Raw genomic sequence first — 26734 nt, 5'->3', positions numbered from 1 at the left:
TCCCGCCCGCGCGGGCAAGGCGTGCATCGTGCTAGCGATTGTCCTCTGCCATGATCTTCTCGACACGCCCTGCATGTCTGCCACCGGCGAACTCGCAGGTGAGAAACGCACGGATGATCTCCTGGTTGGTATCGGGTGCCACGAAGCGTCCCGACAGGCAGATGACGTTGGCGTCGTTGTGCTCGCGCGCGAGCGTGGCGAAGGGCACGGTCTGGACGCTTGCGGCGCGAATGCCCGCGACCTTGTCGGCCGTCATGGCCATGCCGAGGCCGGTGCCGCAGATGAGCACCCCTCGGTCGGCCTCGCCCGATGCCACGGCACGGGCGACCTTGTCGGCGAAGTCGGGATAGTCGACCCGTTCGTCGGTATCAGGTCCGAGGTCCTCGACCTCGTGCCCGAGACCCCTCACGAAGTCGGAGAGGACCTTCTTCTGGCAGAACCCCGCATGATCGGATGCGATGGCGACGCGCATGTGCGCTCCCTTCGGGACGACCGTAGCTACATAGGTAGAGTAGCGCAAACGGGACCCGACGGGTCATTCCAGCGTGCGCCTCAGGGCGTCGCGCCAGCCGGTGAGCAGGCGCTCGCGCTCGGAGGCGCCCATGTGGGGCTGGTAGGTGGCCGCGACCGCATGGTTCGACTCGAGCTCCTCGCGGTTCGACCAATATCCGCATGAGAGCCCTGCCAGGTAGGCAGCCCCCAGGGCGGTGGTCTCGTCGACCTCGCTGCGCTCGACCGGGATGCCGAGAAGGTCGGCCTGGAACTGCATGATGAAGTCGTTCTGCGAGGCCCCACCGTCGACCTCGAGCGAGCCCAGGGTATGGCCGGAGTCGGCCTCCATGGCCTTCAGGATGTCGTACGTCTGGTAGGCGAGCGACTCGCAGGCGGCGCGCACGAGGCGTGCCCGGTCCGTGCCGCGCGTGACACCGCAGATGACCCCGCGGGCGTCAGGCTTCCACCAGGGGGCTCCCATGCCCGTGAAGGCCGGCACCACGTAGCAGCCGCCGGCATCGGGGACGGAGCGGGCCAAGGCGTCGGTGTCGGCGGCATGCTCGATGAGGCCCAGCTCGTCGCGAAGCCACTGGATGACCGAACCGGCCTGGAATACCGAGCCCTCCAGCGCGTAGTCGACCTTGCCTCCCTCGGCGATGCCGATGGTCGTGACGAGGCCGTTCTTCGACGCCGGTGCCTCCTGGCCCACGTTCATGAGCATGAAGCAGCCGGTGCCGTAGGTGTTCTTGACGCTCCCCGGGGTGAAGCAGCAGTGACCGAACAGGCTCGCCTGCTGGTCGCCGGCCACGCCCGAGATCACGGGATGATGCGTCATGATGTCCGAGCTCACGCGCCCGAAGTCGCCTGACGAGGGGCGCGGCTCGGGAAGCATGCCCCGGGGCACCCCACAGATCTCGCAGAGGTCGTCGTCCCAGTCGAGCTTATGGATGTCGAAGAGCATCGTGCGACTCGCGTTGGTGAAGTCGGTTGCGTGCACCACGCCATGCGTGAGGTTATAGATGAGCCAGGTGTCGATGGTCCCGCAGAGGAGCTGGCCCGACTCGGCCATGTCACGGGCGCCGTCGACGTTCTCGAGGATCCACTTGATCTTGGTCGCCGAGAAGTACGCGTCGGGAATGAGGCCCGTGCGCTCACGAATGAGGTCGGCATGGCCATCCGCCACGATCGCGTCCACGATGGGGGCGGTACGGCGGCACTGCCAGACGATGGCGTTGTAGATGGGTTGGCCGGTGGTGCGATCCCACACGACCACGGTCTCGCGTTGGTTGGTGAGGCCGACGCAGCGGATGCGGTCGGAGTGGATCCCGCTCTTGAACTGGACCTCGATCATGCAGGCGATCTGGCGCGAGAGGATCTCGACCGGGTCCTGCTCGACCCAGCCGGGATGTGGGTAGGTCACGGTGAGCTTGCGCTGCGCCATGGCCACCTTGCAGCCGTACTCGTCGAAGAGGATGGCGCGCACCGACGTGGTACCGGCGTCGAGCGCCATGACATAGCCCTGGTCGGAGCCCATCTCGTCTGCCGGCTGGCCCTTCAGGCCCCCGAGCACGCTGTCCATGATCGTCTCCATCGAACCTCCCAGTCATGTGTGCCGCACGACGCCTTCGCGGCAGGAATCAGACGAACGGCATCTCGTAGCCAAGCACCTCGTTGACTGCGGCATGTGGTACGCACCCCTCGCGGAGCAGGCGCACCGGCCTGGTCGTGCAGTCGACGATGGTCGAGCGCCCTCTGCAGGCCGCGTTCGGGTCCACGATCGCCGTGTCCACCGTGGCCTTCACCTCCGAGAGGATCTCGTCATAGGTGACGGGCGTGGCAACCCCGTGCGGGTTGGCACCTGTGCAGATGAGCGGTGCGGCGCAGGCGTGGAGCAGACCCGACGCGATGGGCGAGTCGGCGCATCGCAGCGCCACCGTCCCATCCTCGCGGGCGAGCGCCCTGGGTACCGCCGAGGAGGCACGGACCACGAGCGTGAGGCCACTGGGCCACAGGCAGGTCGCGAGCATGAGCGCCTCGTCGGTGAGGTCGCGCCCATAGACCTCGAGGTCCGCGGCCGAGGCCACGAGCCATGGGAACGATGGTCCCCTCCCCCGCCGCTTGAGCTGGAAGAGCCGCTCGATGCCTCCTGAGAGCGACTGACCGGAACGCGCGACCGAGGCGGCCACGTAGACCGTGTCGGTAGGGAATATCGCCAGACCACCGCGACGCAGGACTGCCGCCGTGCCGTCGATGGCGGCATCGAGCGAAGAGCGGTCGCCGATGACGAAGACGCTGTTTGGCACGTTTCCTCCCCCTCTGCTGCGTGTCCCGTGCTGCGGGCAGGCCCGAGGCCCGCGAGAAGTACCGCGTGCCGCTCGGCTTGCATGCTGCCCATTGTCATGTTGGAAGGCCCCACGCAAGGGGGTCCGCCGCAATCTTTTCCGCAAGCGACCGAGCGGCTCGGTGAAGGGTGGTCAGCTCTCCCGTATGCCCCCGAGAAGCGACCGCTCGCAGGACGGGTCAGGCCAGGGGAGCCGGGCAGGAGGTCCTTCTCGGCGGGAGGGGTCGCGAGCTCACTCGCCCGTGCCGCCGACCCTGGGGAGGTCGGCCACCCACTGCTCGATCTCGGCGACGACCTCGTCGCGGCAGGTCTCGTTCAGGAGCTCGTGACGCGCGCCCTTGTACAGGTTGAGCGTGACGTCCTCGACGCCAGCCTTCTTGAGCTGCTTGAAGACGCGCACCGGCCCGTCCCCCTGAGCACCCACCGGGTCGTCGTCACCCGAGAGGATGATCACGGGCAGGTCCTCAGGTACGCCCTCGGCACACTGCCTGGTCTGCGCCTCGCGGAGCAGCGAGAAGAGCACGTGGTACCCGCTCACCGAGAACATCCAGCCACACTCGGGGTCAGCCGCGTAGGCACGCGGACGTGCCGGGTCGCGCGAGAGCCACTCGTAGCCGGTCTTGTCGCCCGTCCCCTCGAACCGGTCGTTGTAGCCGCCACAACCGAGGTTGTCGATGAACGGCGAGCGGTAGGACCAGCCATGGAAGAGGGCGACCACATTGGTGAGGAAGGTCGCGAGCACGAGCACCGCCGTGGGCTGCCAGGCCGTGCCCATCACCACGAGCCCCGCCAGCCCCTTCCCATGGCGGCCTGCGTAGCAACGGACCACGAACGAGCCCATCGAGTGGCCGAGAAGGACGACCGGCAGGTCCGGGTAGCGCGCCTCGAGGCCGGCACGCAGCACGTGGAGGTCCTCGACCATGGCATCCTTGCCGACCTTGGGGTCGTAGACCCCGCGGTCGTCCTCGTCGGGGCAGCTCCGCCCATGGCCGATGACGTCAGCCCCGGCGACGGCATAGCCCGCCGCCACGAGGTCGGCCGCGAACCCCTGATAGCAGCCGAAGTGCTCGACCATGCCATGGCAGACCTCCACCACGGCACGCGGTCCGCCCTCCGGCAGCCACAGGTCCCCCGTGCAGATGGAGTGCCCGTCGGTCGACGCGAACGAGATGCCCTCGTGGGACATCGCCGCGGTGGTGGCCACGGGCCCTCCTGGAAGCGAGGCTGCGGGGTCGAACGTCACGCCCGCATAGGTTGAAGCAGTGCCCTTATCGCCCATTGAGGACCTCCTCGACGCGTTCCTTCGGGATGGCCCCCTCTCGTGCGATCGCGGGGGCCCCATCCATGCATATGACGATAGTCGATGCGATGCCCTCGGGCGCGGGCCCTCCGTCGAGCGTGAGGTCTGCGTCGGTGAGTATGGCCGGCTCGAGCTCTGCGGCCGACGCAGGGCTGGGTGCACCGTGAGCGTTGGCACTCGTGCAGGCCAGCGGCACACCCGCATCGCGGATGATCGCACGCACGAGCGTGGAGTCCGGCACGCGCAGCGCCACCGTCCCGTCCTCACGCCGATAGTCTGCCGGGACCTGCTCGGACGCGCGCACCACGAGCGTGAGCGCGCCGGGCCAGAAGGCCTTGGCGAGCGCCACGGCGGCCGGCGTGGGATTCTCCGCATAGGCGGCAAGATCGGTCGCGTCTGCCAGGAGCAGGGGCAAGGTCTGGTCGCGGTCACGGTGCTTGATCGAGAAGATTCGCCCGTGGCCGGGGTTGCCTGGTGTGGCGAGCGCGGCGATGCCATAGACGGAGTCGGTGGGGACCACCACGACGCCCTCGTCGAGGAGCACCTTGGTGGCCGCGGCGACGACGTCGATGGTGGGATGGGACTGGTCGCAGGTCATGACCGTGCCTGGGGCATGCTCCGGCTCCGGATGGGCCGCGAGCTCGCCCTCGCGCACGGCGACGAGCACGCGGGGACGGCCCGTGAGGTCGTCCCGTGCCTCCACCGTGGCCCAGCCCGGCTGGGCACGCACGAGGCCTACGGCCGTGTCGAGGCTCTCCTCGAAGAGCTCCACCGCGAGCATGCCGCCAGGGGCGAGCACGGAGGGGGCGAGCGCCAGGATACGGCGGAACACGTCGAGGCCGTCCTGACCACCATCCAGGGCGAGCGCAGGCTCATGGCCCACGACCTCCTGGGGAAGGGTCGCCATGACGGGCGTCGGGATGTAGGGCGGGTTCGAGACGAGCACGTCGAAGGTGCCCATGAGCCCCTCGTCCACGCCCGCGGCAAGGTCGCACCCGACGATGTCGACGTCGCGCACGAGTCCGAGCGCATCACGATTGCGCGTCGCGAGCGCGACGGCCGCGGGCGCGAGGTCGGTGGCGACCACGTGCGTGCCCTGCCGCTCGGAGGCGATGGAGAGCGCGATGCAGCCCGTGCCACACCCCAGCTCGAGGACGCGCGCCGGGCCGGGGACGGCATCGACCCCCTCGAGGGCGGCGTCCACCAGCACCTCCGTCTCGGGACGGGGGATGAGCACACCTTGCTCGCAGCGCAGGACGATGTGACGGAAGGGCATCTCGCCTGTCACGTACTGGAGGGGCTCGCCCGCAGCACGACGCTCGATCGCGGCGTGGAGCTCGTCGAGCTCCGCCTGCGAGAGGGGCTCGTCGTAGTCCGTGTAGAGCTCGACGCGGGTCTTGCCCGTGACGGCAGACACGAGCCACTGGGCCGAGAGACGCGGCTGGGGGTCATCGTGACGAGCGAGGTAGTCGCTCGTCCATCTGAGGACCGAGAGCACCGTCCAAGTGGTCGCCATGGTCGGGCTAGACCGCCTGCGCGAGCTTCTCGGCGCGGTCGGCTGCGGCCAGGGCCTCGATGACCGACCCGAGCGTGTCGCCCAGGAGGACGCCGTTGTAGGTGCCGTTGAACCCGATGCGGTGGTCGGTCACACGGTCCTGCGGCTGGTTGTAGGTACGGATCTTCTCGCTTCGGTTGCCATGCCCGATCTGGCTCTGGCGCTCGGCACCCATCTCGGCCTGCTGGCGCTCGAGCTCCTGCTCGTAGAGGCGGGCGCGGAGCATCTGCATGCAGACCTCGCGGTTCTGGATCTGGGAGCGCTGGTCCTGCGACTGGACCACGGTGTTGGTCGGCAGGTGCGTGATGCGCACGGCCGAGTAGGTGGTGTTGACGCACTGGCCACCAGGGCCGCTGGCGCAGTAGGTGTCGATGCGCAGGTCCTCGGGGGCGATCTGGATGTCGATCTCGTCGGCCTCGGGCAGGACCGCCACGGTGGCCGTGGAGGTCTGGATGCGTCCCTGGCTCTCGGTCTTGGGGATGCGCTGGACGCGATGGACGCCGCTCTCGTACTTCATGACCGAGTAGACCTTCTCGCCCGTGACCTTGAACTCGATGGTCTTGAAGCCACCGGCCTCGGACGGCGAGGACGAGAGGACCTCGACCTTCCAGCCGCGCGCCACCGCGAAGCGCTCATACATCTTGTAGAGGTCTCCCGCGAAGATGCCCGCCTCGTCGCCGCCCACGCCGGCACGGATCTCGACGATGGTGTCCTTCTCGTCGTTGGGGTCACCCGGGATGAGCATGAACTTGATGTCCTCCTCGAGCGACGGGAGCTTGGCCTCGTTGGCCGAGATGTCCTCCTGGAGCATCGCCTTGGTGTCGGCATCGGACTCACCGCGCTGGAGCTCCTTGGCAGCGTCGATGTCGTCCAGGGCCTCGATGTAGGCTCGGGACTTCTCGACCAGCTCGGACTGGCGCGAGTGCTCCTTGGCCAGACGCGTGTACTCGTCCTGGTCGGCGATCACGGCCGGGTCGGCCAGCTTCTTCTCGAGCTCCTCGTAGGCAGCGATGAGCTTCTCGAGCTTGTCACGCATGGGTACTCCTTAGAAGAGGCGGCAAGACGTCAGGCGCGGCGGCATGGCCTGCGCCAGCGGACGACCGTGCCGCCGAGTAGTCATAAGCCAAGAGATGATACCACCTCGGCCACCATTCCATGTGGCAGCGCCATCCACCCGCAGAGAATGACAGCTCACAGGCCTGCGTCGCCCCATCTGGGAGCTATCTGAATTTCTCGTCCTTCATGGGTTCTTCACGCACTAATATGCATGTGGGCAAAAACTCTGACGTGTGCCCTCCGTGGCCCTGCCACGGACCCTGTACGAGCGGTGCGGCACATCCGCATCCGCAGACGACCGAAGGGGTCTCTCATGGTACAGATTCTCGTGCTCATCCTGATCATCGCATTGGCGGTGAAGCTCTGCGTCTACCTCTTCCATCTCGTGTCGGACAAGATCGCCGCGAACAAGGAGATGGCCGCCGAGGACGCCGAGGTCGAGGCCAAGCGTAATCTGGTCGACAGCAAGATCAAGGAGGCCAAGAAGCAGCATCTCGACAAGGGTCAGCGGGCCAAGCTCCGCGAGGCCCAGGCCAAGGAGAGGGACGCCTACCTCGAGAACTTCCACATCACCCTGTACCAGCTCATCTACATCTTCCTGATCGCCTGCGTCCTCGGGCTCATCCTCGAGGAAGTCTGGATGTATATCAACTTCGGCATCAAGGAGAGCCGCGTCGGCATGGTGTGGGGCCCGTTCTCCCCGCTCTATGGCTTCGGCGCCGTGCTGCTCACCGTGGTGCTGTGGGGCCTGCGCAAGCGCCCGACCTGGCAGATCTATCTCATCTCGGCCGCACTCGGCACGGGCCTCGAGCAGGTCACCGGCTGGGCCATGGAGACCTTCGCACATGCCGAGTCTTGGAACTACCTTGGGCTTCCCGACCACATCACCAAGTGGACGGCGTGGCGCTTCGTCATCATCTGGGGCTTCCTGGGCCTCATCTGGCTGCGCGTGATCCTGCCCGAGCTGCTCTTCCGCATCCGCCGAGCCTCCACCGGCAAGGGCCGCGTCATCGTGGTCGTGGCACTGGCCGTCTTCCTCGTCTTCGACGCCCTCGTCACCGTCACCTGCTTCTCGAGGAACACCGCACGCGCCGAGGGGATCCCGGCCGCGAACGGCTTCGAGGAATGGATCGACGAGCACTACGACGAGCAGTTCATCGACGAGCGCTTCGAGAACCTCACCGTCGAGGACTCGGGTTCGTTCACCGGCGAGTGATCGCGGTCCGGCAACGATTGCCGGATGACACATGGACGTGCATGACGATGCCCCGTCACCTACAGCAGGTGGCGGGGCATCCTGTGTCTGTCATGGGGTGGTCGATATCCAGGGACCGTAGACGACTCGCGGACGGGGGGGGGGCAGAGGACGTCGGCTTTCCAGGCCGGACATGGCCGACAGGCCTATAGGCAGAACCCGAACACGACGCCGTGCTCCTCGTTCGAGGCGTCGTAGCTCGCCGCACTGCCGCCCGCACTCACCGACCGGTAGTGCTTGGTGTTGCTCGGCGAGGTCGAGCGAAGCCACCAGATGGTCGCCGTACCCGAGGCGTCCTTCACGACGAGGTTCGAGGAAGACCCCGAGAAGCACGCGTACTGCGTACCCTCCGCCCCGAGGATGGCGTTGTAGGCGCTTGCATTGCCGACGCCGCCCCAGTCCCAGCTGGGCGTACCGGCCAGCTCGGCATACGAGAGGAGCCAGATCTTGTCGTCTGTGGTGGTGACTGAGGAGGGGTCCTTGCTGTAGCCCACGTTCTCGGTGCTCTTCTTGACCGAGACGATGGCCTGCGACAGGTCGCTCGGCAACGCCGAGAGCTCGGTGCCGGCGAGCCAGGAGCGCATCTCGCTGCCCTCCCAGCCACCCGTGTTGGTGTCAGTGGACTGCATGCGGTGGGTTCCTGCCGAGGTGGTGCAGACGAAGGTGAGGCCGGCCTTGCCGGAACCGTCCGAGAGGTCGTCATGATAGACGTCCGCCAGACGAACGCTGACCTTCGTACCATCCGTCAGCTGCAGGGTCGTGACGTTGCTCGAGATGGTCCCATCGGCGGAGACGAGGTTGTAGGTCTCGGCGACCTTGAGGGCATCCTCGCGGCTGCCGGCCGCCTCGACCTTGGCCGCGATGGCCGACAGGTCGGCCCAGGAATAGGCCGCAAGGTTCGCCTTCACCGAGTCGTCCGAGGTGGAAGCCGAGGTGGTGTCAGCAGCATCCTCCATGGCAGCGTTGGCGGTCGTGACGGGGGCTTGCACCGAGATGGGCGTGACGGACCCCGTGGCGCTGAGGAGGCCGAACCCATTGGTGAGGAAGATGATGAACCCGAGGCACCCCGTGACCATGACCACACAGACGCCGACGAGCATGCTGGTCGACGGGGCCTTCGAGGCCCTCTCGCCAGTGGGTCGGTAGCCTGAGTTGACAGCCCCGCGCAGGCTCAGGTCGTCGCTGTCCTCGGCCCAGTGACGAGGCGTCACCGGACGCGGCGGGACCACGTTGCCCGAGAAGGTCGAGGCGGCGTCCTGGCCCGCAGCCGACGAAGAGGAGCCCGCGGCACGCATGGGGTCGATGGCCTGCGTGGAGTCCGCGGCGTCGGTGGCGTTCGCCTCAGGGGAAGGCTCACGGTCGACCTCGGCATCGTCTGGCTCCAAGGCATCGGAGGAGAGGAGCTGTGTCGCGTCGGCATCGGAGGAGGGCGCCGAAGGGTCCTCGGCAGAGCGCCCTGCGGCACGAGAGGCATCCTCGCCCGCGACGCCATCTGCGATGGGGGCACCAGAGAGCCAGCTGACCTCACGTCCACAGGCAGGACAGGCCTTGTCGTCGTCATCGAGCGGAGCACCACAGTACGGGCAGAACATGGAGCACCCCCAACTCATCTCATCACATAACGGGACCTGCGTCATTCACGCATCATGCACCAGTGTATCCGAGCTGCATCAGGGATGGGGGCATAACGGGCAAAAGGCGAGGGGGGGGCGGACATCGGGTCAACGGGGACGCCGCACAGGCGGTCACCTGTCACGAGGAGCCGCCGCTTACCCCAGCCCCAGGACCGATGGCCTCCGGATACCCCTCAGTTCACGCTGGTCCTGGCAACATCACTCCCCTGCCAGTTCCTCTCCCATGAGGAGACCCATCACGGACGACATCATGAGACCGCGGGTCCATCCGGACGAGTCGCCCAGACAATGGAGGCCAGCCACGTTGGTGTCCAGATGGGCATCCATGGTCACACGATTTGAGTAGAACTTGAGCTCCGGGGCGTAGAGCAGGGTCTCCTCGGCGGCAAAGCCGGGGACGACCTCGTCGACGGCCTTGATGAACGAGACGATCTCGGCCATGGCTCGGTAGGGCATGGCAGCCGAGATGTCACCGGCCTCGGCATCGGGCAGGGTCGGCACCACGTTGGAGCGGTCGAGCTCCTTGGGCCAGGTGCGCTTGCCGTCGAGCACGTCACCGAAGCGCTGGACCAGGATGTGGCCCGCGCCCAGCATGTTCATGAGCTCGCCCACCTTCTGGGCGTAGGCGATGGGCTGGTCGAACGGCTCGCGGAAGTTGAGGCTGCACAACACCGCCAGGTTGGTGTTGGGGCTCTTCCGGTCCTTGTAGGAATGCCCGTTCACCACGGCCAGGCCGCCGTCGTAGTTCTCCTGGGAGACGAAGCCGCCCGGGTTCTGGCAGAAGGTGCGGACCTTGTTCTTGTAGGGGTCGGGATATCCGATGAGCTTCGACTCGTAGAGCACGTCGTTCACGTTCTGCATGACCTCGTTGCGCACCTCCACGCGCACGCCGATGTCCACGGGGCCCGCCGTGTGGGCGATGCCGTGCTCGTCGCACATGTGGTCGAACCAGTCCGCCCCGCGCCTGCCCGTGGCGACCACGGTCTGGCCGGCGGCGATGGTGAGGTCACCGGCCTCGTCGAAGGGGACGTGCACATCGGGTGCCCCCTCCGCCCTAGTGCCTCGGCCATGGGCGCGGACCCCCTGGCAGAGGCCCTTCTCGACCATGACCTCGGTGACCTCGGTCTGGAAGAGGATCGTGACGCCGGCCTCGACCAGGTGCCGCTCGATGGCGGCATAGATCTGCTGGGCGCGCTCTGTGCCGAGGTGGCGGATGGGACAGTCGACGAGCTTGAGGCCCGCCTTGATGGCACGCCTGCGGATGTCGGCCACGGAGTCGGGGTGGCCCACGCCCTCCACGCGGTCGTCAGCGCCGAAGTCGAGGTACATTCGGTCGACGCGTGCGATGGTCTCCTGCACGAGCTGGGCACCCAGGAGCTCTGGCAGATCCCCGCCTACCTCGTGCGAGAGCGAGAGCTTGCCGTCGGAGAATGCCCCCGCGCCCGAGAAGCCCGTGGTGATGCGACAGGGGTCGCAGTTGAGGCAGTGGCCGGTGCCGGGATGGGCGGCGTCACCGGTCTTGGGGCAGACGCGACGCTCGATGGGCAGGCCGCGCTCGACCATGACGATGTGGCAGGTGGGGTCATGGGCGAGGATGCCGAGGGCACAGAAGATGCCGGCAGGTCCGGCGCCCACGATGGCGACGTCACAGGAGAGGGTGTTCCTCTCGGCGGCACATGGGGTTGAGGAGGCTCGACCAGATGTCGAAGGGGAGGTTTGAGTACGACTTGATGGTTGCATGGTGGGACCTCTTGGTTGGCGAGACGCGCATTACATCCCTACTATGCCCCCAGGCAGGTTATCGGAATCACATAGGTCCCCGCAGACGTACGCCGGGCATACTCGGCAATGCCGACGATGACCGCCATGAACTCCGGCTCGCGTACCTTGGCCTTAGGGTTCTCGCAAAGTTTGCGTCTCATCGCAAGCAGATGGGTCTCAGCCTCATCGACCTTGTCATCCGATAGTTTTACCTCGATCACGGCCCAACGACCATCAGCCATCTCAATGATGCAGTCAGCCTCGAGCCCGGACTCATCGTGATAGTAGCGAACCGGCTCCGCGGCAGCACCCCTGAGCGCAGAAGCATAGACGAGCAAGTCGCGCATGCAGAGGTTCTCGAAAACGAGACCAAAGGACTGCCAATCCCCGAGAAGACCGCGCACACTCATCCCCAGGGCAGCTACGGCAGGCGAAGGGTCAGCGTAGTAGCGCTTCTCCTTGACCTGGACGCGCTTTGGGGAGTGAGCCGGAGGGGCCCAGCCGTGGACCAGATCGATGAGATACATAGAGACCAGGTCAGACAAATACACCGAAACCGTCTTGGTCGTCACCAGGTCGGAATCGTCCCCGCCGGCCATGTCGGCCCGGAGGGTCTTGATGGTCGCCCCCTGGCCATCGTTCCGAGCGAGCGAGATGAGAAGCCGACGAGTCATGTCAGGATTCCTCCCAAGCGCAGGCATACTCGCCCGCGCAACAGCATCGAGATATGCCCTGGCCAGCTCCTGTGCATCATCAGGGTCCATCCCTATAGCTTCTGGCCATCCTCCTCTGCAGCAAAGCGCAGCGATGCCATCGGATGACGTCTCGACACGCACAGGTTGGAAATCACCTTCGAAGAGGCCCGAAAGGGAAACCGCGGCAGTCGAATCCCCGGACTCCGAGAGGCTCATTGGCCGCATCCTCACGCGGCCGATTCGACCTGCACCACTATGGGAGACCTCCCCGGTCGCCGGGGTGCTAGAACCGGTCAGTATCCAGGCACCTCTTATCCCTGAGACCGCATCGACGGCGTGCCTGACCGCGTCCCATATCCGCGGTACGAGCTGCCATTCGTCTATGACATGCGGTCACTCACCAAGGAGTATCAGCGATGGGTCAGCCGATGCTATCTCACGATTGTCCCCTTCATCTATATAGGTGATGCTCTTGGCATGCTCGCGTGCTGACCAGGTCTTACCGCACCACTTGGTCCCAGAGATCTCTACTGCGCCAAAGATTGTGAGCATGCGCTCGATTGTTCCATCACAGACCCGCGCCTGATAACCATCAGGATGGATTTGTTCACTCGGCACGGTTGCTCCAATCAGACGTACAACAGGGACGTTTCTCTGATTCCGTAGTATCCACTTCCGCAAATCCGGCTATTCGAGTTCCTATTTTCCGAATGCACATATGTCGTCTGGTCACCTTCGACTCTGGCGCGGGTCGATTTCGACAGGCAACGTGGGCGCCGGGGCGCGTCGCCTGTCGCTTTCGACCCTGGGAGGCGGACGCAGGCGGTGTGCGGGTCGATTTCGACAGGCAACGTGGGTGCCGGGGCGCGTTGCCTGTCGCTTTCGACCCTGGGAGGCCATGGCCAGCGCCGGCGCCCATGCAAGAGGTCCGAGCCCCTTGCGGGACCCGGACCTCAGATGCTTCGTCAATCAGGCCAGGCAGCCTACGCGGCCAGCCTAGTAGTTGATGGCCTGCTCCTCGAAGTAGGCCTGCGGATGGCTGCAGACCGGGCAGATCTTGGGGGCGGTGGGGCCGACGTGCAGGTGGCCGCAGTTGGAGCACTTCCAGACCTTGACGTCCGGGCGATCGAAGACCTCGCCCTTCTCGACGCGCTCGGCCAGCTTGTTGTAGCGCTCCTCGTGGTGCTTCTCGACGGCACCGACGCCCTCGAACTTGGCCGCGATCTCGTCGAAGCCCTCCTCCTTGGCGGTCTTGGCGAAGCCGGCATACATGTCGGTCCACTCGTAGTGCTCGCCGGCGGCGGCATCCTTGAGGTTGGTCAGCGTGTCGGGAACAGCACCGTCATGCAGGTACTTGAACCAGAGCTTGGCATGCTCGGCCTCGTTGCCCTGGGTCTCGGCGAAGATGTTGCCGATCTGGACGTAGCCCTCCTTCTTGGCTGCCTTGGCATAGTAGCCGTACTTCATGGACGCCTGCGACTCGCCGGCATAGGCGGTCTCGAGGTTCTTCTTGGTCTGAGAGCTCGCGAAATCAGTGGCCATGCGAAATCCTCCTCATAGGTAATGAGCCCAGTTGGCTCGTTGCTGAACATCTTACCCAAATATCGATATGTTGCAAACTACGTCTCATATGAGAATCCTGCCAACGGCAAAAGAGCACATCTCAAGCGCCCGGCGAGAGGGACGTGCCGTCGCAGGGGATACGTCCGTCCCCGCGAGGCGCGTGGGTCACGTCCGTCTATGCCAGCCAGAGGCCATCGTCTGCCTGGGAGCAGAAGCCCTCGTGCGCGAGGTCGGACAGGATGCCGTCCACGTCCGCCGCAGGGACGGGGTCGCGCCCGGCCGCGACCTCCTGCGCGGTCAGCGCCTGGGCCAGGGCCTCCGTCGTGAGGGGACCGGCCGCGGCCGTGCGCGCATCGAGGAGCAGACGCACGAGCGCCGCACGCTTCTGCCGGCGCGACCCCTCGAAGCGGGACTGACGGGCGTGGGTGCTCGACCGTCGCGAGGGGTTGGGAAGTCTCCGCTTGAGGTCATACCCGTAGTCGAGAAGTGCATAGTACCAGGTACGCGGGTCGTCTGAGGAATCCGTCGCATCGGATGGACAGGCAGCGCGCACATAGGGCACGAGCGTCGCGTCAGGCACGGCCTCGGCCTTCGGGAAGAGCTCGTGCAGGAAGACGGCACGGACGTTGGTCTCGAGGTAGACCCCCGGCAGGTCGTAGGCGAAGGCACGGATGCCCGCGGCCGTGGCGGGACCTATGCCGGGGAGCGCCCTGAGGTCGGGCTCGTCATGCGGCATCCCGCCTCCTGCGGCCGAGACCTTACGGGCGGCGTCGGCCAACGAGAGCGCACGCCGGTTGTAGCCGAGCCCCTGCCACTCGGCGAGGACGTCGGCCGTGTCGGCTGCGGCGAGCGCGTCCGGGGTCGGGAAGCGCTCGAGCCAGCGCTGCCAGCGGCCGTCCACACGCGCGACCTGGGTCTGCTGCAGCATGACCTCGGAGATCCAGATGGCATAGGGGTCGCGCGTGCGACGCCACGGGAGGTCGCGGTACAGGTCACGTCCCCGCGAGAGCACGAGGGCGCGGAAGTCCTCGAGGTCCACGGGGTTCGGGTCAGGGTCGGGCCGAGGGGACGTCGGCCTCCCCGGCGCCGCGCCAGATGCGGGGCCGAGGCCACGAGAGGTGCCCGGACGCCGGGACATCAGGCCTGCTCGAGGTCCCGGGCCGAGGCCGCGCACAGGTCGTCGAAGGCGTGCGGGCCGCACAGGTCGGGCGAGATGCAGGGGGCCTTGCTCCCCTTCACGACCTGGTCGAGCGTCACGGATGAGAAGTAGTCCACGAGCAGGTCGCGGGCACCTCGCCAGATCGGGTTGAAGTGGCAGTCGACCATGCGGGGGCAGGGGGCGCCGTCCGGGCCGGCCGTGTCGCAGGTCGCGATGTCCACCGGCCCCTGGACCGCCTCGACCACCTGCAGCAGCGTGATGTCCGACGGGTCCACCGCCAGACGCATGCCGCCGCGTGCGCCGCGCAGGCTCTCGACGAGTCCGGCGCGCACGAGGTCGTGCTGGATCGAGCGCGCGAACGAGTAGGGGACGTCATTCTCGTCCGCCGCGATGCGGACCGAGAGGATGCCGTCCTCCTGTCGGGCCAGCGCCGCGAGCATGCGCATCGCGTAGTCGGTCTTGCGTGAGATCTCCACCGTTTCCTCCTGCCTTCTGCCCCGCCGTGCAGCCACCCGCCTCTGGGTGTGCCGCACATGCAGGGACGTCTCCTACTGCCAGTCCAGAATCTTCCAGCCCTGCCGCTTGGCGATGCGCTCGAGCGTCTGGCCGGGGCACACCGCGAACGCCTCCCCTGCCGCCGAGAGCAGCTCCTCGTCGGAATGATGGTCGCCATAGGCATAGGCGATGGTCCAGCCGCCCGTCCCGAAGCGCTCGTCGGCCCAGGCGCGGACCGCACGAATCTTCTCGGGGCCTTGGATGACCTCGCCCTCGACGTCACCGTTGTAGTGGCCGGTCGCATCCGTGGTCATCTTGGTGGCGACGAAGCCGTCCATTCCCATGTGCTCGGCGGCCATTCGCGCGATGCTCCAGAAGGTGGCCGAGACGAGCAAGGTGACGCAGCCCTCGTCGTGGCGACGGCGGACCTCGGCGAGCGCCGCGTCTCGGTAGCGAGGAATGAGGTACTCGTCGTGGAAGTCGTTCATGATCGCGACCACGCGGTCGGGGTCAAGCTGGCCGAGACGGGCGAAGACCAGCTCGCGGGCCTCGTCCTGACGATGGGGAAGATGGAAGAGGTAGCGCGCACCCCACCAGCCCAGGCGCACGGCCGTATGGAGGGGAAGCAGGCCGTGCCGGAAGAGGTAGACCGAGAAGAGCCCGCCGGACTGCCCGTTGATGGACGTCCCGTCGTAGTCGAAGACGGCCAGGCGGGCCGGACGCGCACCGACCGAGCCGCTGGCGGCGGCTGGCGTGGCGTTTGCGGGTGCCGTTGGCGCTGTGGCCGATGCGGGCGTTGATGGCGTCGGGGCGCTGGCGCCCTCGTGCTCAGATGGGGTGGTTCCTTGCTCCGCGGCCACAGCTGCTGCCTCCCGCATGCGGGCATGTCGGCCCGTTGCAATTGTTGGTATTGTGTCGCACATTATAGCCTTTGTACGAGGGGGCCGGTAGGACCAGAACGAATCCGCTGACATGGCCCAGGGATGATGGTCAAGACGTACCAGGCATATCGCGCTCGAGAGGGTCATCACGTCGCCTGCCAGCCACGATGTCGCCCGCGATGTGCAAGACTCTTGCGGGTTTTGCCGCTTCGCGCTTGACATTCGGCAGGCATGAAGCGATTATTGACACCACGCGCCGTTACCTCAGCTGGATAGAGGGTCTGACTACGAATCAGAACGTCATAGGTTCGAATCCTATACGGCGCACCAGATAACTTGACGAGGGCCCTTCGGGGCCCTCGTTCTCTATAGGCCCGCAAGCGTCCGCTCCCATCCAGGCTTCCGTGTTCAGAGCAGCACCTGCGATGCGACAAGCGAACCGAGGAGGACCCAGGGACCATGAGCGAAGACCCAGAGCGCAGCCGTCGCGAGACCCGCTCCGTCAAGCTACCCACGGGACATGTGGCACCCTCCGCCGGCCAGACGGGGCCTCACGCCGACTCGGCGACAGAGGGCGAGACCGCGGCACATCATCAGGCCACGTCCGACGCCGCGACCCGCCCGAGCCGTTCCGTGAATGCCACGGACCAGCGTCAGGACGGCCATCCCAGCCGCAGGCCGGCACCGCAGGGTCCGCGTCCCGACGACCGCCACGACGGTCGTGATCAGCGCGCTGGCCACACGTCCTTCTCGCACCACGCCCAGAGGGGACCAGCGGCGGCCAGGCCGTCCTCGGAGGGGCACGGCACGCACCGCGCAGGCGGCAACGGCATCGACGTCGAACGGGCAACACGGATCGCACGTCACACGGCCCGCAAGGCTGCCTCGGCAGGCAAGCGGACCGTCCGTGCGGCCGGGCAGGGCGACGGCGTCTCCATCGTGAAGGTCTCCGTTGCCATCATCGTGCTGCTCATGGTGGTCGTCGGCCTGTCGAACTGCATCCGCGGGTGCAGCTCGGGCAGCACTGATGCGACCACCGCTGCCAGCACCGCCGATACGGCGGCATCCACCACCGACGCAGCAGCCACCACCTCCCGCGTGGCGACGGGCATCGACGAGGACGTGTCGGCGAGCCTCTCGGCGCGTCTCGACCAGGATGACCAGCTGGCGTGGATCTCCGAGCACGCCGCGGACTACCCCTACGAGAAGCTCCTGAAGCTCGCGCTCAAGGAGCCCGCCGCCGTGCAGTACGTCTATGACTTCCTCGACCACTGGGGTACCGACACGACCGGCCAGACCTACACCGAGAACGTGACCAAGGGCACCTATCCCGAGCTCTATCAGTGGGACGAGCGCTGGGGATACGTGTCGTATGCGGACCTGCCCCTGGGCCTCAGCGGATGTGGCCCCACCTCACTCTCGATGGCCTACATGGGGCTCACCGGCAAGACCGACAAGACCCCGGCGGACATGGCGAAGTACTCGGCCGACCATGGCTACGTGGTCGACGGGGCGACGTCGAGCGAGCTCTTCACCTCTGGTCTCGACGACCTCGGCCTCACCTCGGAGACCCTGACCGTGAGCACGGACGCCCTCACGAACGCGCTCTCGGAGGGCAAGGTCGTGATCGTGTCGGTGAAGGCCGGGAGCCGGTTCACCGAGGTGGGCCACATCATGCTCGTGACGGCGCTCAACAGCGATGGCTCCGTGACCCTGCATGACCCCAACTCGACCGAGAACACGGCCCAGCCCTGGGCGCCGGGCACCATCATCGACGACACCGTGGCCATGTACGCGATCTCGTATTCGGGTTAGGGCCCGCTCGGGGACGGCGGACGCCACGACACCAGACCGGTGTCCGTGCAGGCACGATAGCCATAGGGGACCCGTGCCGCATCAAGCAGGTCCATGAGGTCGGACAGGCGGGCCTCCCCTCCCGAGAAGAACCATGTGAGCTGGTCTTGCAACGTCTGGTCGACGCGCACGGACCGGTGGGAGGCGAACAGGCCCGCCAGGGCCTGTGACCCGACCACGATGGCATGGTCGTACGTCGTGCTGCCGAAGAGCGACCGTGTGAGCGACCCTCGGGTGACCTCGGCGATGACGAGGTCAGGGCTGCGAGCCAGCACGAGGCTGCCAGCCGCGGGAGCCACGAGGGCCATTGAGACCTCCACGAGCTCGCCTGATGCGTCGTCCTGGGGAAGCCGCTGGTAGACCAGCCCTCCCCCGTCATGTGTCCAGCAGCTGCGCGCTTGCGTTCCGGACTGGTCGTTCTCCTTCATGGGACCTCCCTGCCGTGGCCGTCAATAGGCCCATGGTACGAGAGGGTCAGGACATGAATAGAACATGTGTTCTATCAGGGAGGGGAACGGGTCCATCGCAGATTCGTCCTTGCTCTTGCCCTTCCGCCACCAAGGGAACGGCTCGGCATGGGAAGGGCGCATCCCCTGCTTCCCAAGCGAACGATCCGCAGCGCCGCACTTCGGCGCACGGACGCGAGCTGGGAAGCAGGGGCTGCACCCCCACACCGCAGGTCGACCAGGACCACCCTATTCGACAGAGTCCGGCTCGACCGGCTCGTCATTCTCGGCGGTGCCGGCCACCTCGGCCACGGCGTCCGCCGCAGCCTGCTGGCTCCTCTCGCTTGCCTCGGCATCGCGCGCCGCGAACAGGCGGTCGTCGTCGCCCACGTCCACCCGCACGGTGTCGCCCTCGCTGAGCGTCCCGTCGATGATGAGGTTGGCGACGTTGTCCACGACCTGGCGCTGGATGAGTCGCTTGAGCGGCCTGGCGCCGTAGACCGGGTCGAGGCCGTCCAAGGCCAGCGACTGCACCGCGGCATCCGTGAGCTCGAGCGTGATGCGCTCACGACCCAGGCGCTCGCGGACGTCGGCGAGCTGGATGTCCACGATCCTCTCGATGTCGGCGAGGTCGAGGGCGTGGAAGACCACCACGTCGTCGATCCTGTTGAGGAACTCGGGCTTGAACGTGGAGCGCAGCGCCTCGTTGACCTGGCGCTGGACCTCCTTGGGGTCGGTGCTGGCGTTGGCGCCGGCGATGAACTGGCTGCCGACGTTGCTGGTCATGATGATGATCGTGTTCTTGAAGCTCACCACGCGACCCTGGCCGTCGGTGAGGCGGCCGTCATCGAGCACCTGGAGCAGCACGTTGAAGACGTCCGGATGGGCCTTCTCCATCTCGTCGAGCAGGATCACGCTGTAGGGCCTGCGGCGCACGGCCTCGGTGAGCTGGCCGCCCTCGTCGTAGCCCACGTATCCCGGGGGCGCGCCGATGAGGCGCTGCACGCTGAACTTCTCCATGTACTCGGACATGTCGATGCGCACGAGCGCGCGCTCGTCGTCGAACAGGCACTCTGCCAACGCCTTCGCGAGCTCGGTCTTGCCCACGCCGGTGGGGCCCAGGAAGAAGAAGCTGCCGATGGGACGGTTGGGGTCGGACAGGCCCGCACGGCTGCGGCGCACGGCGGCGGCCACGGCGGACACGGCCTCGTCCTGGCCGACCACGCGCTTATGGAGCTCGGCCTCGAGGTTCTTGAGCTTGTCCATCTCGCCCTGCATCATCTTCGCGACGGGCACGCCGGTCCAGCTCGAGACGACCTCGGCGATCTCCTCGGAGGTGACCTCCTCCTTCAGGATCCCGCCGTCGTCCTGCTTGGCGGCGAGCGCCGACTCGGCCGTCTCGTACTCCTGTTGCAGCGCCGGGATGGTGGAATAGCGCAGCTCCGAGGCGTGCGCGAGGTCTCCCTCGCGGGTCGCGCGCTCCTCGGCGCCCTTGGCGTCCTCCATCTTGCCCTTGAGGTCCTGCACGTGGTCGATGGCATCCTTCTCGTTCTGCCATCCGGCCTTCATGCCGTCGAGCTTCTCGCGCGCGACGGCGATGTCCTTGCGCAGGGCGACGAGGCGCTCCTTCGAGGCGACGTCGTCCTCCTTCATGAGGGCCTGCTCCTCGATCTGCATCTGCGTGACCTTGCGGTCCTGGGCGTCGATGTCGGCCGGCATGGAGTCGAGCTCCATGCGCAGGCGGCTGGCGGCCTCGTCCACGAGGTCGATGGCCTTGTCGGGAAGGAAGCGGTCGGAGATGTAGCGGTTGGAGAGGTCGGCGGCCGAGACGAGCGCGGCATCGGCGATGCGCACGCGGTGGTGCTGCTCGTACTTCTCCTTGAGGCCGCGCAGGATCGAGATGGTGTCCTCGACGGACGGCTCCGAGACCAGCACGGTCTGGAAGCGCCTCGCGAGCGCGGCGTCCTTCTCTATATATTTGCGGTACTCGTCGAGCGTGGTCGCACCGATGGCATGGAGCTCGCCGCGCGCGAGGGCCGGCTTAAGGATGTTGCTGGCATCCATGGAGCCCTCGGTAGCGCCGGCGCCCACGATGGTATGCAGCTCGTCGATGAACAGGATCACGCGGCCGTCCGACTTCTGGATCTCCTTGAGCACGCTCTTGAGACGGTCCTCGAACTCGCCGCGATACTTGGCACCGGCCACGAGCGCACCCATGTCGAGCTCGATGAGCTCCTTGTCGCGCAGGGTGGAGGGAACGTCACCAGCCACGATGCGCTCGGCCAGGCCCTCGACGATGGCGGTCTTGCCCACGCCGGGCTCGCCGATGAGCACGGGGTTGTTCTTGGTGCGGCGGCTGAGGACCTGGATGGTGCGGCGGATCTCCTCCACACGGCCGATGACCGGGTCGAGCTTGCCCTGACGTGCCAGGTCGGTCACGTTACGGCCGTACTTCTCGAGGGCCTTGAACTCGGCCTTGCTGTCCTTCTCGGTCACGCGGTCATCGCCGCGGAGCTCGGCGTAGGCCTCCTCGACGCGCTTGGCCGTGACACCGGCGTCGTTGAGGCAACGGCCGGCGTCGCCCTTGTCAGACGCGAGCGCGCAGAGCAGGTGCTCGCTGGTGACATAGGCATCCTCCATCTTGTCGGCGACCTTCTCGGCGGCGTCGATCACGTGGACGAGCTCGTTGGAGAGGCCCATCTGGCTTGCGTCGCCCTGGACCTTGGGTGCCTTGGCCATGGTCGCGTCGACCTGCTCGAGAATGGCCTTGGGGTCGGCCCCCACGCGCTCGATGATCTGGGCGAGGTTGCGCTCGCCTGAGTCGAGAAGGGCCTTGAGCAGGTGGATCGGCTCGACGGAGCCGGCCTGGGCGTCCTCGGCGATGCCGACGGACGCCTGGAGCGCCTCCTGCGCCGTGACGGCCATCTTGTCTAGTCTCATATGTGTACGCTCCTTTCCGGAGTCTGGCTGAGCATGCGTTTGTCTGGTTACTTTGTTCCCCGCAAGCAGGGGGAGTATGCACATCTAAGTGTCTATATGGTAGATTTCCTCACTGCTGCTGACGCAGGGGTACAGCAACGGGAATGTGCGAGTCGCGCGGCGGAGGAACCAGAGAGGAGGGACTGGCACACCTGCGGCGCGATATCGCTCGCAGGGCACTTGAGCTGGGAAGTCATGGCAGACCTATGGAAGCCGGTTCGGGTCGCACGTCACCGAAACCGGAGAGGCGCAGCAGGCCGCAGGCCGCGATGATGCTGCAGCCTGCGGGCCCATAGCGACCTACTTGTCCTCGACGCTGCCACCCAGGAGGCCACGCATGACCTTCTCGGGACTTGAGCCGTCATAGGGAGCGAGCGCCGTGATCCTCTCGCGCATGCGCATCTCGTGGACCTCGTCCTCGAGCTCGCGCACGCGGTGGCGGAGCTCGTCGATCTCTCGGTCGCGCTCGTCGGCGCGCTCGCGCATGTCGATGATGCGCACCACGCCTGCCAGGTTGATGCCCTCGTCGGTGAGCTTGCTGATGAGGTTGAGGCGCTCGATGTCAGCCTGGGAGTACAGGCGCGTGTTGCCGCGCGAACGCCCGGGGTTCACCAGACCCTTCTGCTCGTAGACACGGAGGGTCTGCGGGTGCATGCCCGTGAGCTCGGCGGCGACGCTGATCATGTAGAGCGGCTTGTTACGGCCGTCGGTTCCCTCTGGCGACATGTCGTCTCCCCCTTAGGCCTTCGTGCCTGCGTAGCGTTCGATGTCGGAGCGATAGTCGCGCTCGTCCGTGTCGCGCAACGTCTTCAGGGCGTCGTGCTCCTTGGCCGTGAGGCGCGTCGGCACCTTGACCCGGACCTTGACGAGAAGCGCCCCCACCGAGCCCTTGCGCTTGACGTTGGGCGCACCCATCTCGCGGAAGCGGAACGTCTTGCCGTCCTGCGTGCCGGCCGGGACCTTGAGGCGGACCGTGGTACCCGACGGCGTGGGGACGTCGACGGTGGCACCGAGCGCGGCCTCATAGGTGCTGATGGGCAGCTCCATGCGGACGTCGGCACCGTCCCGCTTGAAGATGGGATGCTCGGCGACGTGCGTGGTGATGACGAGGTCGCCGCGGGGCGCACCGGCCTGGCCATACTCGCCGCGACCGCGGTAGCGGAGCTTGCCGCCATCGACGGCACCCGCGGGGACCTTGACGGTGAGCGTCTGCTCCTCGCCGGTCGAGGGGATGCGGAAGGTGACCTTGCGCGTGACGCCGCGGAACGCCTCGTCAGCCGAGACGTCGATGGACATCGAGAGGTCCCCGCCCTTGCTCGGCCGCTGGGTGCGCGCCTGGGCACGAGGCTGGCCGCCGAAGATGCTCGAGAAGTCGAAGCCGCCGAAGGCCCCGTCGCCGGAGCGCATGCTGTCGAATATGTCCGAGAAGTCGGCGTTGCCGCCCACGTTGGTGGTGTAGGTGGTGTAGCCGCGGTCGCGCCCGCCGGAGCCACCGTACTCGGCCCCGGGGATGCCCCCGAACATCAGCAGCTGGTCGTAGTCCTTGCGCTTCTTCTCGTCGGAGAGCGTCTCGTAGGCCTCGCTGATCTCCTTGAACTTCTTCTCGTCGCCGCCGGCGTCAGGATGGTACTTGACCGCCAGCTTGCGGAACGCCTTCTTGATCTGGTCCTGGGTGGCGTCGCGCTTGACCCCAAGGACGTCGTAGTAGTTCTTCTTGTCTGGCATGGTGGTCATGCCACCCCCTCTCTGTTCTTATGATAAGCGCTGCGCCCGGACCTTTGCGGGCCCGGGCGCGCAGCCCTTGCTACTTGGTGGCATCCTCCGGCTGGGAGGTGCCCTCGTCGGCGGGCGCGCCGCCTTCCGTGCCGGGGCTCGACGTGGCATCTGCCGCGTCGTCTGCCGGGGCGGGACGCTTCTCGCCACCGTACGTGACCGTGACCATGGCCGGCCGGATCACCTTGCCGCCCATGCGATATCCCTTCTGGTACACGTCGTGGACCGTCTCGTCATAGACGGACGAGTCGTCGACGCGGCCAACGGCCTGGTGCTCGAGCGGCTGGAACGGCTCGCCGGCAGGGTCGATCGCCTCGACGCCCTCATGCTCGAGGACGCCCACGAGCTTCACGCGCACGGCCTCGACGCCGTCGGCGAACTGCTGCAGGTTCGCGTCCTTCTCGGCGTTGCCCTGGGCATGCGCGATGGCACGCTCGAGGTCGTCGATCACGGGAAGGAGGGACGAGACGAGCTTCTCGGCCGCACGGGCCTGCTCGTCAAGACGCTCCTGCGCGGTGCGCCTACGGTAGTTGTCCCAGTCGGCCTGGAGACGGGTCACTCGGTCCGTCGCGTCGGCAGCCTCGGCCTTCGCGGCCTCGAGCTCGTCAGCGGCATCGGTGAGCTTGCGCGAGAGGTCGTCACGCTCGGTGCGCAGGGCCTTCACGTCCTGTGCCAGGTCGTCGTCAGCAGCCTGCTCGCCGGCCTTGATGGCCGCGTCAACCATGCGCTGGTGCGCCTGCTCTGGAGTCTCATCCGCAGCCTTTGCCTGCGGCTTGGCACCCGCGGAAGCAGCCGTGGCGGCGTTGGCGGCAGATGCTGCCGGCTTGGGTGCAGCCTGGGCACTCGCGCTTGCAGCCTGGGCGTGGGCGCCCTTTGCGGGTGCGCCGTCGCCGTCGACCTCGATGTCAACCTTCACGTCATTGTCCTTCCGGCTCCGGGGGGCATGCTGCGCCCCCCTGCGGGCCTTGTTCGACATGCCCTTTGCAGACATGTGCGTCATCCCTTATCAGCTAGTCGTTCTTCTTCTCGTCCTTGTCGTCGTCCACGACCTCGTAGTCGGCGTCGACCACGTCGTCAGCGGAGCCCGTGGCCGCACCTGCGGCACCGGCAGCGCCCTGCGTCACCCGTGGCAGCGTCGGACTGGGCCTGCGAGTAGACGACCTCGGCAAGCTTGTGGCCGACCTCCTGGAGCTTGTCGCCAGGCGGCCTTGATGGCGTCGACGTCGGTGCCGTCGAGGGCCTTCTTGGCCTCGGCCACGGCATCCTCGGCAGCCTTCTTCTGGTCTGCGGGGACCTTGTCGCCGAGCTCCTTGACGGTCTGCTCGGTGGAGTAGGCCAGGGAGTCGGTCTGGTTGCGGACCTCGATCTCGTCCTTGCGCTTCTTGTCCTCCTCGGCGTGGCCCTCGGCGTCCTTGACCATGCGGTCGACCTCGTCGTCAGACAGCGCGGTGGAGCCAGAGATGGTGATCTGCTGCTGCTTGCCGGTGCCGAGGTCCTTGGCGGAGACCTTCACGATGCCGTTGGCGTCGATGTCGAAGGAGACCTCGATCTTGGGCGTGCCGCGGCGTGCTGCTGGGATTCCGGTGAGCTGGAACTTGCCGAGGCTCTTGTTGTCCGTGGCCATCTCGCGCTCGCCCTGGAGGACGTTGATCTCGACCGAGGTCTGGTTGTCGGCCGCGGTGGAGTAGACGTCGGTCTTGGACGTCGGGATGGTGGTGTTGCGATCGATCATCTTGGTCATGACGCCGCCCATGGTCTCGACACCAAGCGACAGCGGCGTGACGTCGAGGAGCAGGATGCCGTCGACGTCGCCCGTGAGGACGCCGCCCTGGACGGCCGCGCCGTCGGCGACGACCTCGTCGGGGTTGACGGACATGTTGGGCTGCTTGCCGGTGATGGACTTCACGAGGTCCTGCACGGCGGGCATGCGGCTCGAGCCGCCGACGAGGATGACCTCGGAGACGTCAGAGATCTGCATGTTGGCGTCGTGGAGCGCCTTGGTGACAGGGGCCTTGCAGCGGTCGAGAAGGTCACGCGTGATCTTCTCGAACTCGGCACGCGTGAGCGTGTAGTCGAGGTGCTTGGGGCCGGAGGCATCGGCGGTGATGAACGGCAGGTTGATCTGGGCCTGCTGGGCGCTGGAGAGCTCCTTCTTGGCGTTCTCGGCGGCCTCCTTCAGGCGCTGCAGGGCCATGGGGTCCTTGCGCAGGTCGATGCCGTTGTCCTTCTGGAACTTGTCGGCCATCCAGTCGATGACGCGCTGGTCCCAGTCGTCGCCGCCCAGGTGGTTGTCGCCGTTGGTGGCGAGGACCTCGAAGACGCCGTCAGCGAGGTCGAGCAGGGAGACGTCGAACGTGCCGCCGCCCAGGTCGAAGACCAGGACCTTCTGCTCGATGCCCTTCTTGTCCAGGCCGTAGGCAAGCGCGGCAGCCGTGGGCTCGTTGACGATACGCTCGACGTTGAGGCCCGCGATCTTGCCGGCGTCCTTGGTGGCCTGACGCTGGGAGTCGTTGAAGTAGGCAGGGACGGTGATGACCGCATCCGTGACGGGCTCGCCGAGGTACTTCTCGGCGTCGGCCTTCATCTTGGAGAGGATCATGGCGCTGATCTGCTCGGGCGTGAAGTCCTCGCCCGAGATCTTGACGACGGCGCGGTTGTCCTTGCCGCCGACGACGTCGTACGGGACGGTCTTGAGCTCGGACTCGACCTCGTCGATCTTGCGGCCCATGAAGCGCTTGATCGAGAAGACGGTGTTGGTGGGGTTGGTGACGGCCTGGTTCTTGGCTGCCTTGCCGACGATGCGGTCGCCGTCGGCGCGGAAGCCCACGACGGACGGCGTGGTGCGGTCGCCCTCGGCGTTCACGATGATGGTAGGCTCGCCGCCCTCGAGGACGGCCATGGCGGAGTTGGTGGTGCCGAGGTCGATGCCCAGAATCTTGTTGCCCATTGCGATTCCTTTCCTTGCGCGCTCCCGCATGCCGGCGGCACGCGTGGTCTGACGTTAGTGACTGGTCTGTATATAACCACTGAGCGCTCATGATATACAAAACCTAAGTGTGAATGTAGTAGGTTTTCTCATTTCCACATTTGAGGGGAGATTGCGGCGCCTGGCAGCGGCCCGCCTTATGCCCGTTTGGAGGCTTCGTTGGGGACCTATGTCCCCAACGGCACACCCGTCAGTAGAATCTTGCGTCTAAGCCACATGACCCGAGACGGCACGTGTAATTCCGTCGCCCGATTCCTGATGAGATTTTCGGTTGCGAGAAGTTCCTTCGCGGGTGCTCATGGGGCATCTACATACCTGCAGGCAGACGCCTCGAATCTGGGTGCGGTTTCGACGCGCCGTCCACAGCCGCCGCAGAACTTCGCGCAATCGCCGATTCGCTCAGCCCGCGCGGCCCGAAATCACACGAGCGTCGCCGCTCCCCCTGCCAAGCCGCTCGCCATCGATTATTGACCCTTCGGTAGCCACAGGAACCCCAGCGCGTCGTACGT

Annotated in this window: 20 protein-coding genes, 1 tRNA gene and 3 pseudogenes; 3 read left to right on the top strand and 21 right to left on the bottom strand. The window is 66.5% G+C overall.

Annotated features, from left to right (window positions below):
* Positions 1–31 precede the first annotated feature (31 nt).
* From rpiB to prfA, 7 genes and pseudogenes are all read right to left on the bottom strand, one after another.
* Complete coding sequence (gene rpiB, locus LKE50_02835; protein MCH3967554.1) at positions 32–472, bottom strand: ribose 5-phosphate isomerase B; 441 nt, start codon at positions 470–472, stop codon at positions 32–34.
* A 63-nt stretch (positions 473–535) separates the two neighbouring features.
* Entirely contained in the window at positions 536–2026 is a 1491-nt protein-coding gene (glpK, locus tag LKE50_02830) for a glycerol kinase GlpK (protein ID MCH3967553.1), read from the bottom strand.
* A 103-nt stretch (positions 2027–2129) separates the two neighbouring features.
* Complete coding sequence (locus LKE50_02825; protein MCH3967552.1) at positions 2130–2795, bottom strand: L-threonylcarbamoyladenylate synthase; 666 nt, start codon at positions 2793–2795, stop codon at positions 2130–2132.
* Positions 2796–3065: 270 nt separating this feature from the next.
* Positions 3066–4112: a lysophospholipase gene (locus LKE50_02820; protein MCH3967551.1), complete on the bottom strand. Its 1047-nt coding sequence runs from the start codon at positions 4110–4112 to the stop codon at positions 3066–3068.
* Positions 4102–4731, bottom strand: coding sequence for a threonylcarbamoyl-AMP synthase (locus tag LKE50_02815; GenBank protein MCH3967550.1), 630 nt, complete (start codon positions 4729–4731; stop codon positions 4102–4104). Before LKE50_02815 ends, LKE50_02820 begins: the two co-directional genes overlap by 11 nt.
* 54 nt (positions 4732–4785) lie before the next feature.
* A pseudogene (gene prmC / locus LKE50_02810) lies at positions 4786–5649 on the bottom strand (peptide chain release factor N(5)-glutamine methyltransferase).
* Between the two features lie 7 nt (positions 5650–5656).
* A complete protein-coding gene (gene prfA / locus LKE50_02805; GenBank protein ID MCH3967549.1) occupies positions 5657–6724 on the bottom strand; it encodes a peptide chain release factor 1 in 1068 nt (355 codons plus the stop codon).
* Positions 6725–7057: 333 nt separating this feature from the next.
* On the opposite strand from prfA, the gene LKE50_02800 reads away from it, so the two are divergent.
* The gene (locus LKE50_02800; GenBank protein MCH3967548.1) at positions 7058–7960 is read left to right on the top strand and encodes a putative ABC transporter permease; all 903 of its coding nucleotides are present in this window, start codon (positions 7058–7060) and stop codon (positions 7958–7960) included.
* A 185-nt stretch (positions 7961–8145) separates the two neighbouring features.
* Here LKE50_02800 and LKE50_02795 read toward each other — a convergent pair whose 3' ends face one another.
* The 8 genes and pseudogenes from LKE50_02795 to LKE50_02760 all read right to left on the bottom strand — a co-directional run bounded on the left by LKE50_02795 (position 8146) and on the right by LKE50_02760 (position 16166).
* Positions 8146–9591 (bottom strand): zinc ribbon domain-containing protein, encoded by a 1446-nt coding sequence (locus LKE50_02795; protein ID MCH3967547.1) that lies wholly within the window; start codon positions 9589–9591, stop codon positions 8146–8148.
* Between the two features lie 240 nt (positions 9592–9831).
* Entirely contained in the window at positions 9832–11268 is a 1437-nt protein-coding gene (locus tag LKE50_02790) for an FAD-binding protein (protein ID MCH3967546.1), read from the bottom strand.
* Positions 11269–11414: 146 nt separating this feature from the next.
* Entirely contained in the window at positions 11415–12068 is a 654-nt protein-coding gene (locus tag LKE50_02785; GenBank protein MCH3967545.1) for a DUF4143 domain-containing protein, read from the bottom strand.
* A 282-nt stretch (positions 12069–12350) separates the two neighbouring features.
* Positions 12351–12446: pseudogene (locus tag LKE50_02780) on the bottom strand (hypothetical protein).
* Between the two features lie 639 nt (positions 12447–13085).
* Positions 13086–13631 carry a rubrerythrin family protein gene (locus LKE50_02775; protein MCH3967544.1) on the bottom strand — a complete coding sequence of 182 codons (546 nt, stop codon included), beginning with the start codon at positions 13629–13631 and terminating at the stop codon, positions 13086–13088.
* Between the two features lie 196 nt (positions 13632–13827).
* Positions 13828–14790 (bottom strand): adenine glycosylase, encoded by a 963-nt coding sequence (locus LKE50_02770; GenBank protein MCH3967543.1) that lies wholly within the window; start codon positions 14788–14790, stop codon positions 13828–13830.
* Positions 14790–15287 (bottom strand): Rrf2 family transcriptional regulator, encoded by a 498-nt coding sequence (locus tag LKE50_02765; GenBank protein MCH3967542.1) that lies wholly within the window; start codon positions 15285–15287, stop codon positions 14790–14792. The genes LKE50_02770 and LKE50_02765 overlap by 1 nt, the downstream gene beginning before the upstream one ends.
* A gap of 72 nt (positions 15288–15359) precedes the next feature.
* The gene (locus LKE50_02760) at positions 15360–16166 is read right to left on the bottom strand and encodes a haloacid dehalogenase-like hydrolase (protein ID MCH3967541.1); all 807 of its coding nucleotides are present in this window, start codon (positions 16164–16166) and stop codon (positions 15360–15362) included.
* Positions 16167–16440: 274 nt separating this feature from the next.
* On the opposite strand from LKE50_02760, the gene LKE50_02755 reads away from it, so the two are divergent.
* Both LKE50_02755 and LKE50_02750 read left to right on the top strand, forming a co-directional pair.
* Positions 16441–16517 (top strand) — tRNA-Arg (locus LKE50_02755).
* Between the two features lie 129 nt (positions 16518–16646).
* Complete coding sequence (locus LKE50_02750; GenBank protein MCH3967540.1) at positions 16647–18002, top strand: C39 family peptidase; 1356 nt, start codon at positions 16647–16649, stop codon at positions 18000–18002.
* Here LKE50_02750 and LKE50_02745 read toward each other — a convergent pair.
* From LKE50_02745 to dnaK, 6 genes and pseudogenes are all read right to left on the bottom strand, one after another.
* Entirely contained in the window at positions 17999–18469 is a 471-nt protein-coding gene (locus LKE50_02745; protein ID MCH3967539.1) for a hypothetical protein, read from the bottom strand. The two genes, LKE50_02750 and LKE50_02745, sit on opposite strands and share 4 nt — an antisense overlap.
* Before the next feature lie 267 nt (positions 18470–18736).
* Positions 18737–21427, bottom strand: coding sequence for an ATP-dependent chaperone ClpB (clpB, locus tag LKE50_02740; GenBank protein MCH3967538.1), 2691 nt, complete (start codon positions 21425–21427; stop codon positions 18737–18739).
* A 339-nt stretch (positions 21428–21766) separates the two neighbouring features.
* Entirely contained in the window at positions 21767–22192 is a 426-nt protein-coding gene (locus LKE50_02735) for a helix-turn-helix transcriptional regulator (GenBank protein ID MCH3967537.1), read from the bottom strand.
* A 12-nt stretch (positions 22193–22204) separates the two neighbouring features.
* Positions 22205–23191, bottom strand: coding sequence for a DnaJ domain-containing protein (locus LKE50_02730; protein ID MCH3967536.1), 987 nt, complete (start codon positions 23189–23191; stop codon positions 22205–22207).
* Positions 23192–23270: 79 nt separating this feature from the next.
* Entirely contained in the window at positions 23271–24155 is an 885-nt protein-coding gene (locus LKE50_02725; protein ID MCH3967535.1) for a nucleotide exchange factor GrpE, read from the bottom strand.
* Between the two features lie 158 nt (positions 24156–24313).
* A pseudogene (dnaK, locus tag LKE50_02720) lies at positions 24314–26186 on the bottom strand (molecular chaperone DnaK).
* Positions 26187–26734: the final 548 nt, after the last annotated feature.

This window comes from Atopobiaceae bacterium, assembly GCA_022483015.1.
Classification (GTDB): Bacteria; Actinomycetota; Coriobacteriia; order Coriobacteriales; family Atopobiaceae; genus JALCUE01.
Note: the sequence above shows the minus strand (reverse complement) of the source record. Positions and strands in the feature narration are given on the sequence as shown.

Excerpts from the sequence above, each read along its gene's own strand:
- LKE50_02770 (MCH3967543.1), bottom strand. The coding sequence starts at position 14,790 with ATGTCCCGGCGTCCGGGCACCTCTCGTGGCCTCGGCCCCGCATCTGGC.
- LKE50_02795 (MCH3967547.1), bottom strand. The coding sequence starts at position 9,591 with ATGTTCTGCCCGTACTGTGGTGCTCCGCTCGATGACGACGACAAGGCC.
- clpB (MCH3967538.1), bottom strand. The coding sequence starts at position 21,427 with ATGAGACTAGACAAGATGGCCGTCACGGCGCAGGAGGCGCTCCAGGCG.
- glpK (MCH3967553.1), bottom strand. The coding sequence starts at position 2,026 with ATGGGCTCCGACCAGGGCTATGTCATGGCGCTCGACGCCGGTACCACG.
- LKE50_02800 (MCH3967548.1), top strand. The coding sequence starts at position 7,058 with ATGGTACAGATTCTCGTGCTCATCCTGATCATCGCATTGGCGGTGAAG.
- rpiB (MCH3967554.1), bottom strand. The coding sequence starts at position 472 with ATGCGCGTCGCCATCGCATCCGATCATGCGGGGTTCTGCCAGAAGAAG.
- LKE50_02730 (MCH3967536.1), bottom strand. The coding sequence starts at position 23,191 with ATGCCAGACAAGAAGAACTACTACGACGTCCTTGGGGTCAAGCGCGAC.
- LKE50_02750 (MCH3967540.1), top strand. The coding sequence starts at position 16,647 with ATGAGCGAAGACCCAGAGCGCAGCCGTCGCGAGACCCGCTCCGTCAAG.
- LKE50_02745 (MCH3967539.1), bottom strand. The coding sequence starts at position 18,469 with ATGAAGGAGAACGACCAGTCCGGAACGCAAGCGCGCAGCTGCTGGACA.
- prfA (MCH3967549.1), bottom strand. The coding sequence starts at position 6,724 with ATGCGTGACAAGCTCGAGAAGCTCATCGCTGCCTACGAGGAGCTCGAG.
- LKE50_02735 (MCH3967537.1), bottom strand. The coding sequence starts at position 22,192 with ATGTCGCCAGAGGGAACCGACGGCCGTAACAAGCCGCTCTACATGATC.
- LKE50_02785 (MCH3967545.1), bottom strand. The coding sequence starts at position 12,068 with ATGACTCGTCGGCTTCTCATCTCGCTCGCTCGGAACGATGGCCAGGGG.
- LKE50_02775 (MCH3967544.1), bottom strand. The coding sequence starts at position 13,631 with ATGGCCACTGATTTCGCGAGCTCTCAGACCAAGAAGAACCTCGAGACC.
- LKE50_02815 (MCH3967550.1), bottom strand. The coding sequence starts at position 4,731 with ATGACCTGCGACCAGTCCCATCCCACCATCGACGTCGTCGCCGCGGCC.
- LKE50_02820 (MCH3967551.1), bottom strand. The coding sequence starts at position 4,112 with ATGGGCGATAAGGGCACTGCTTCAACCTATGCGGGCGTGACGTTCGAC.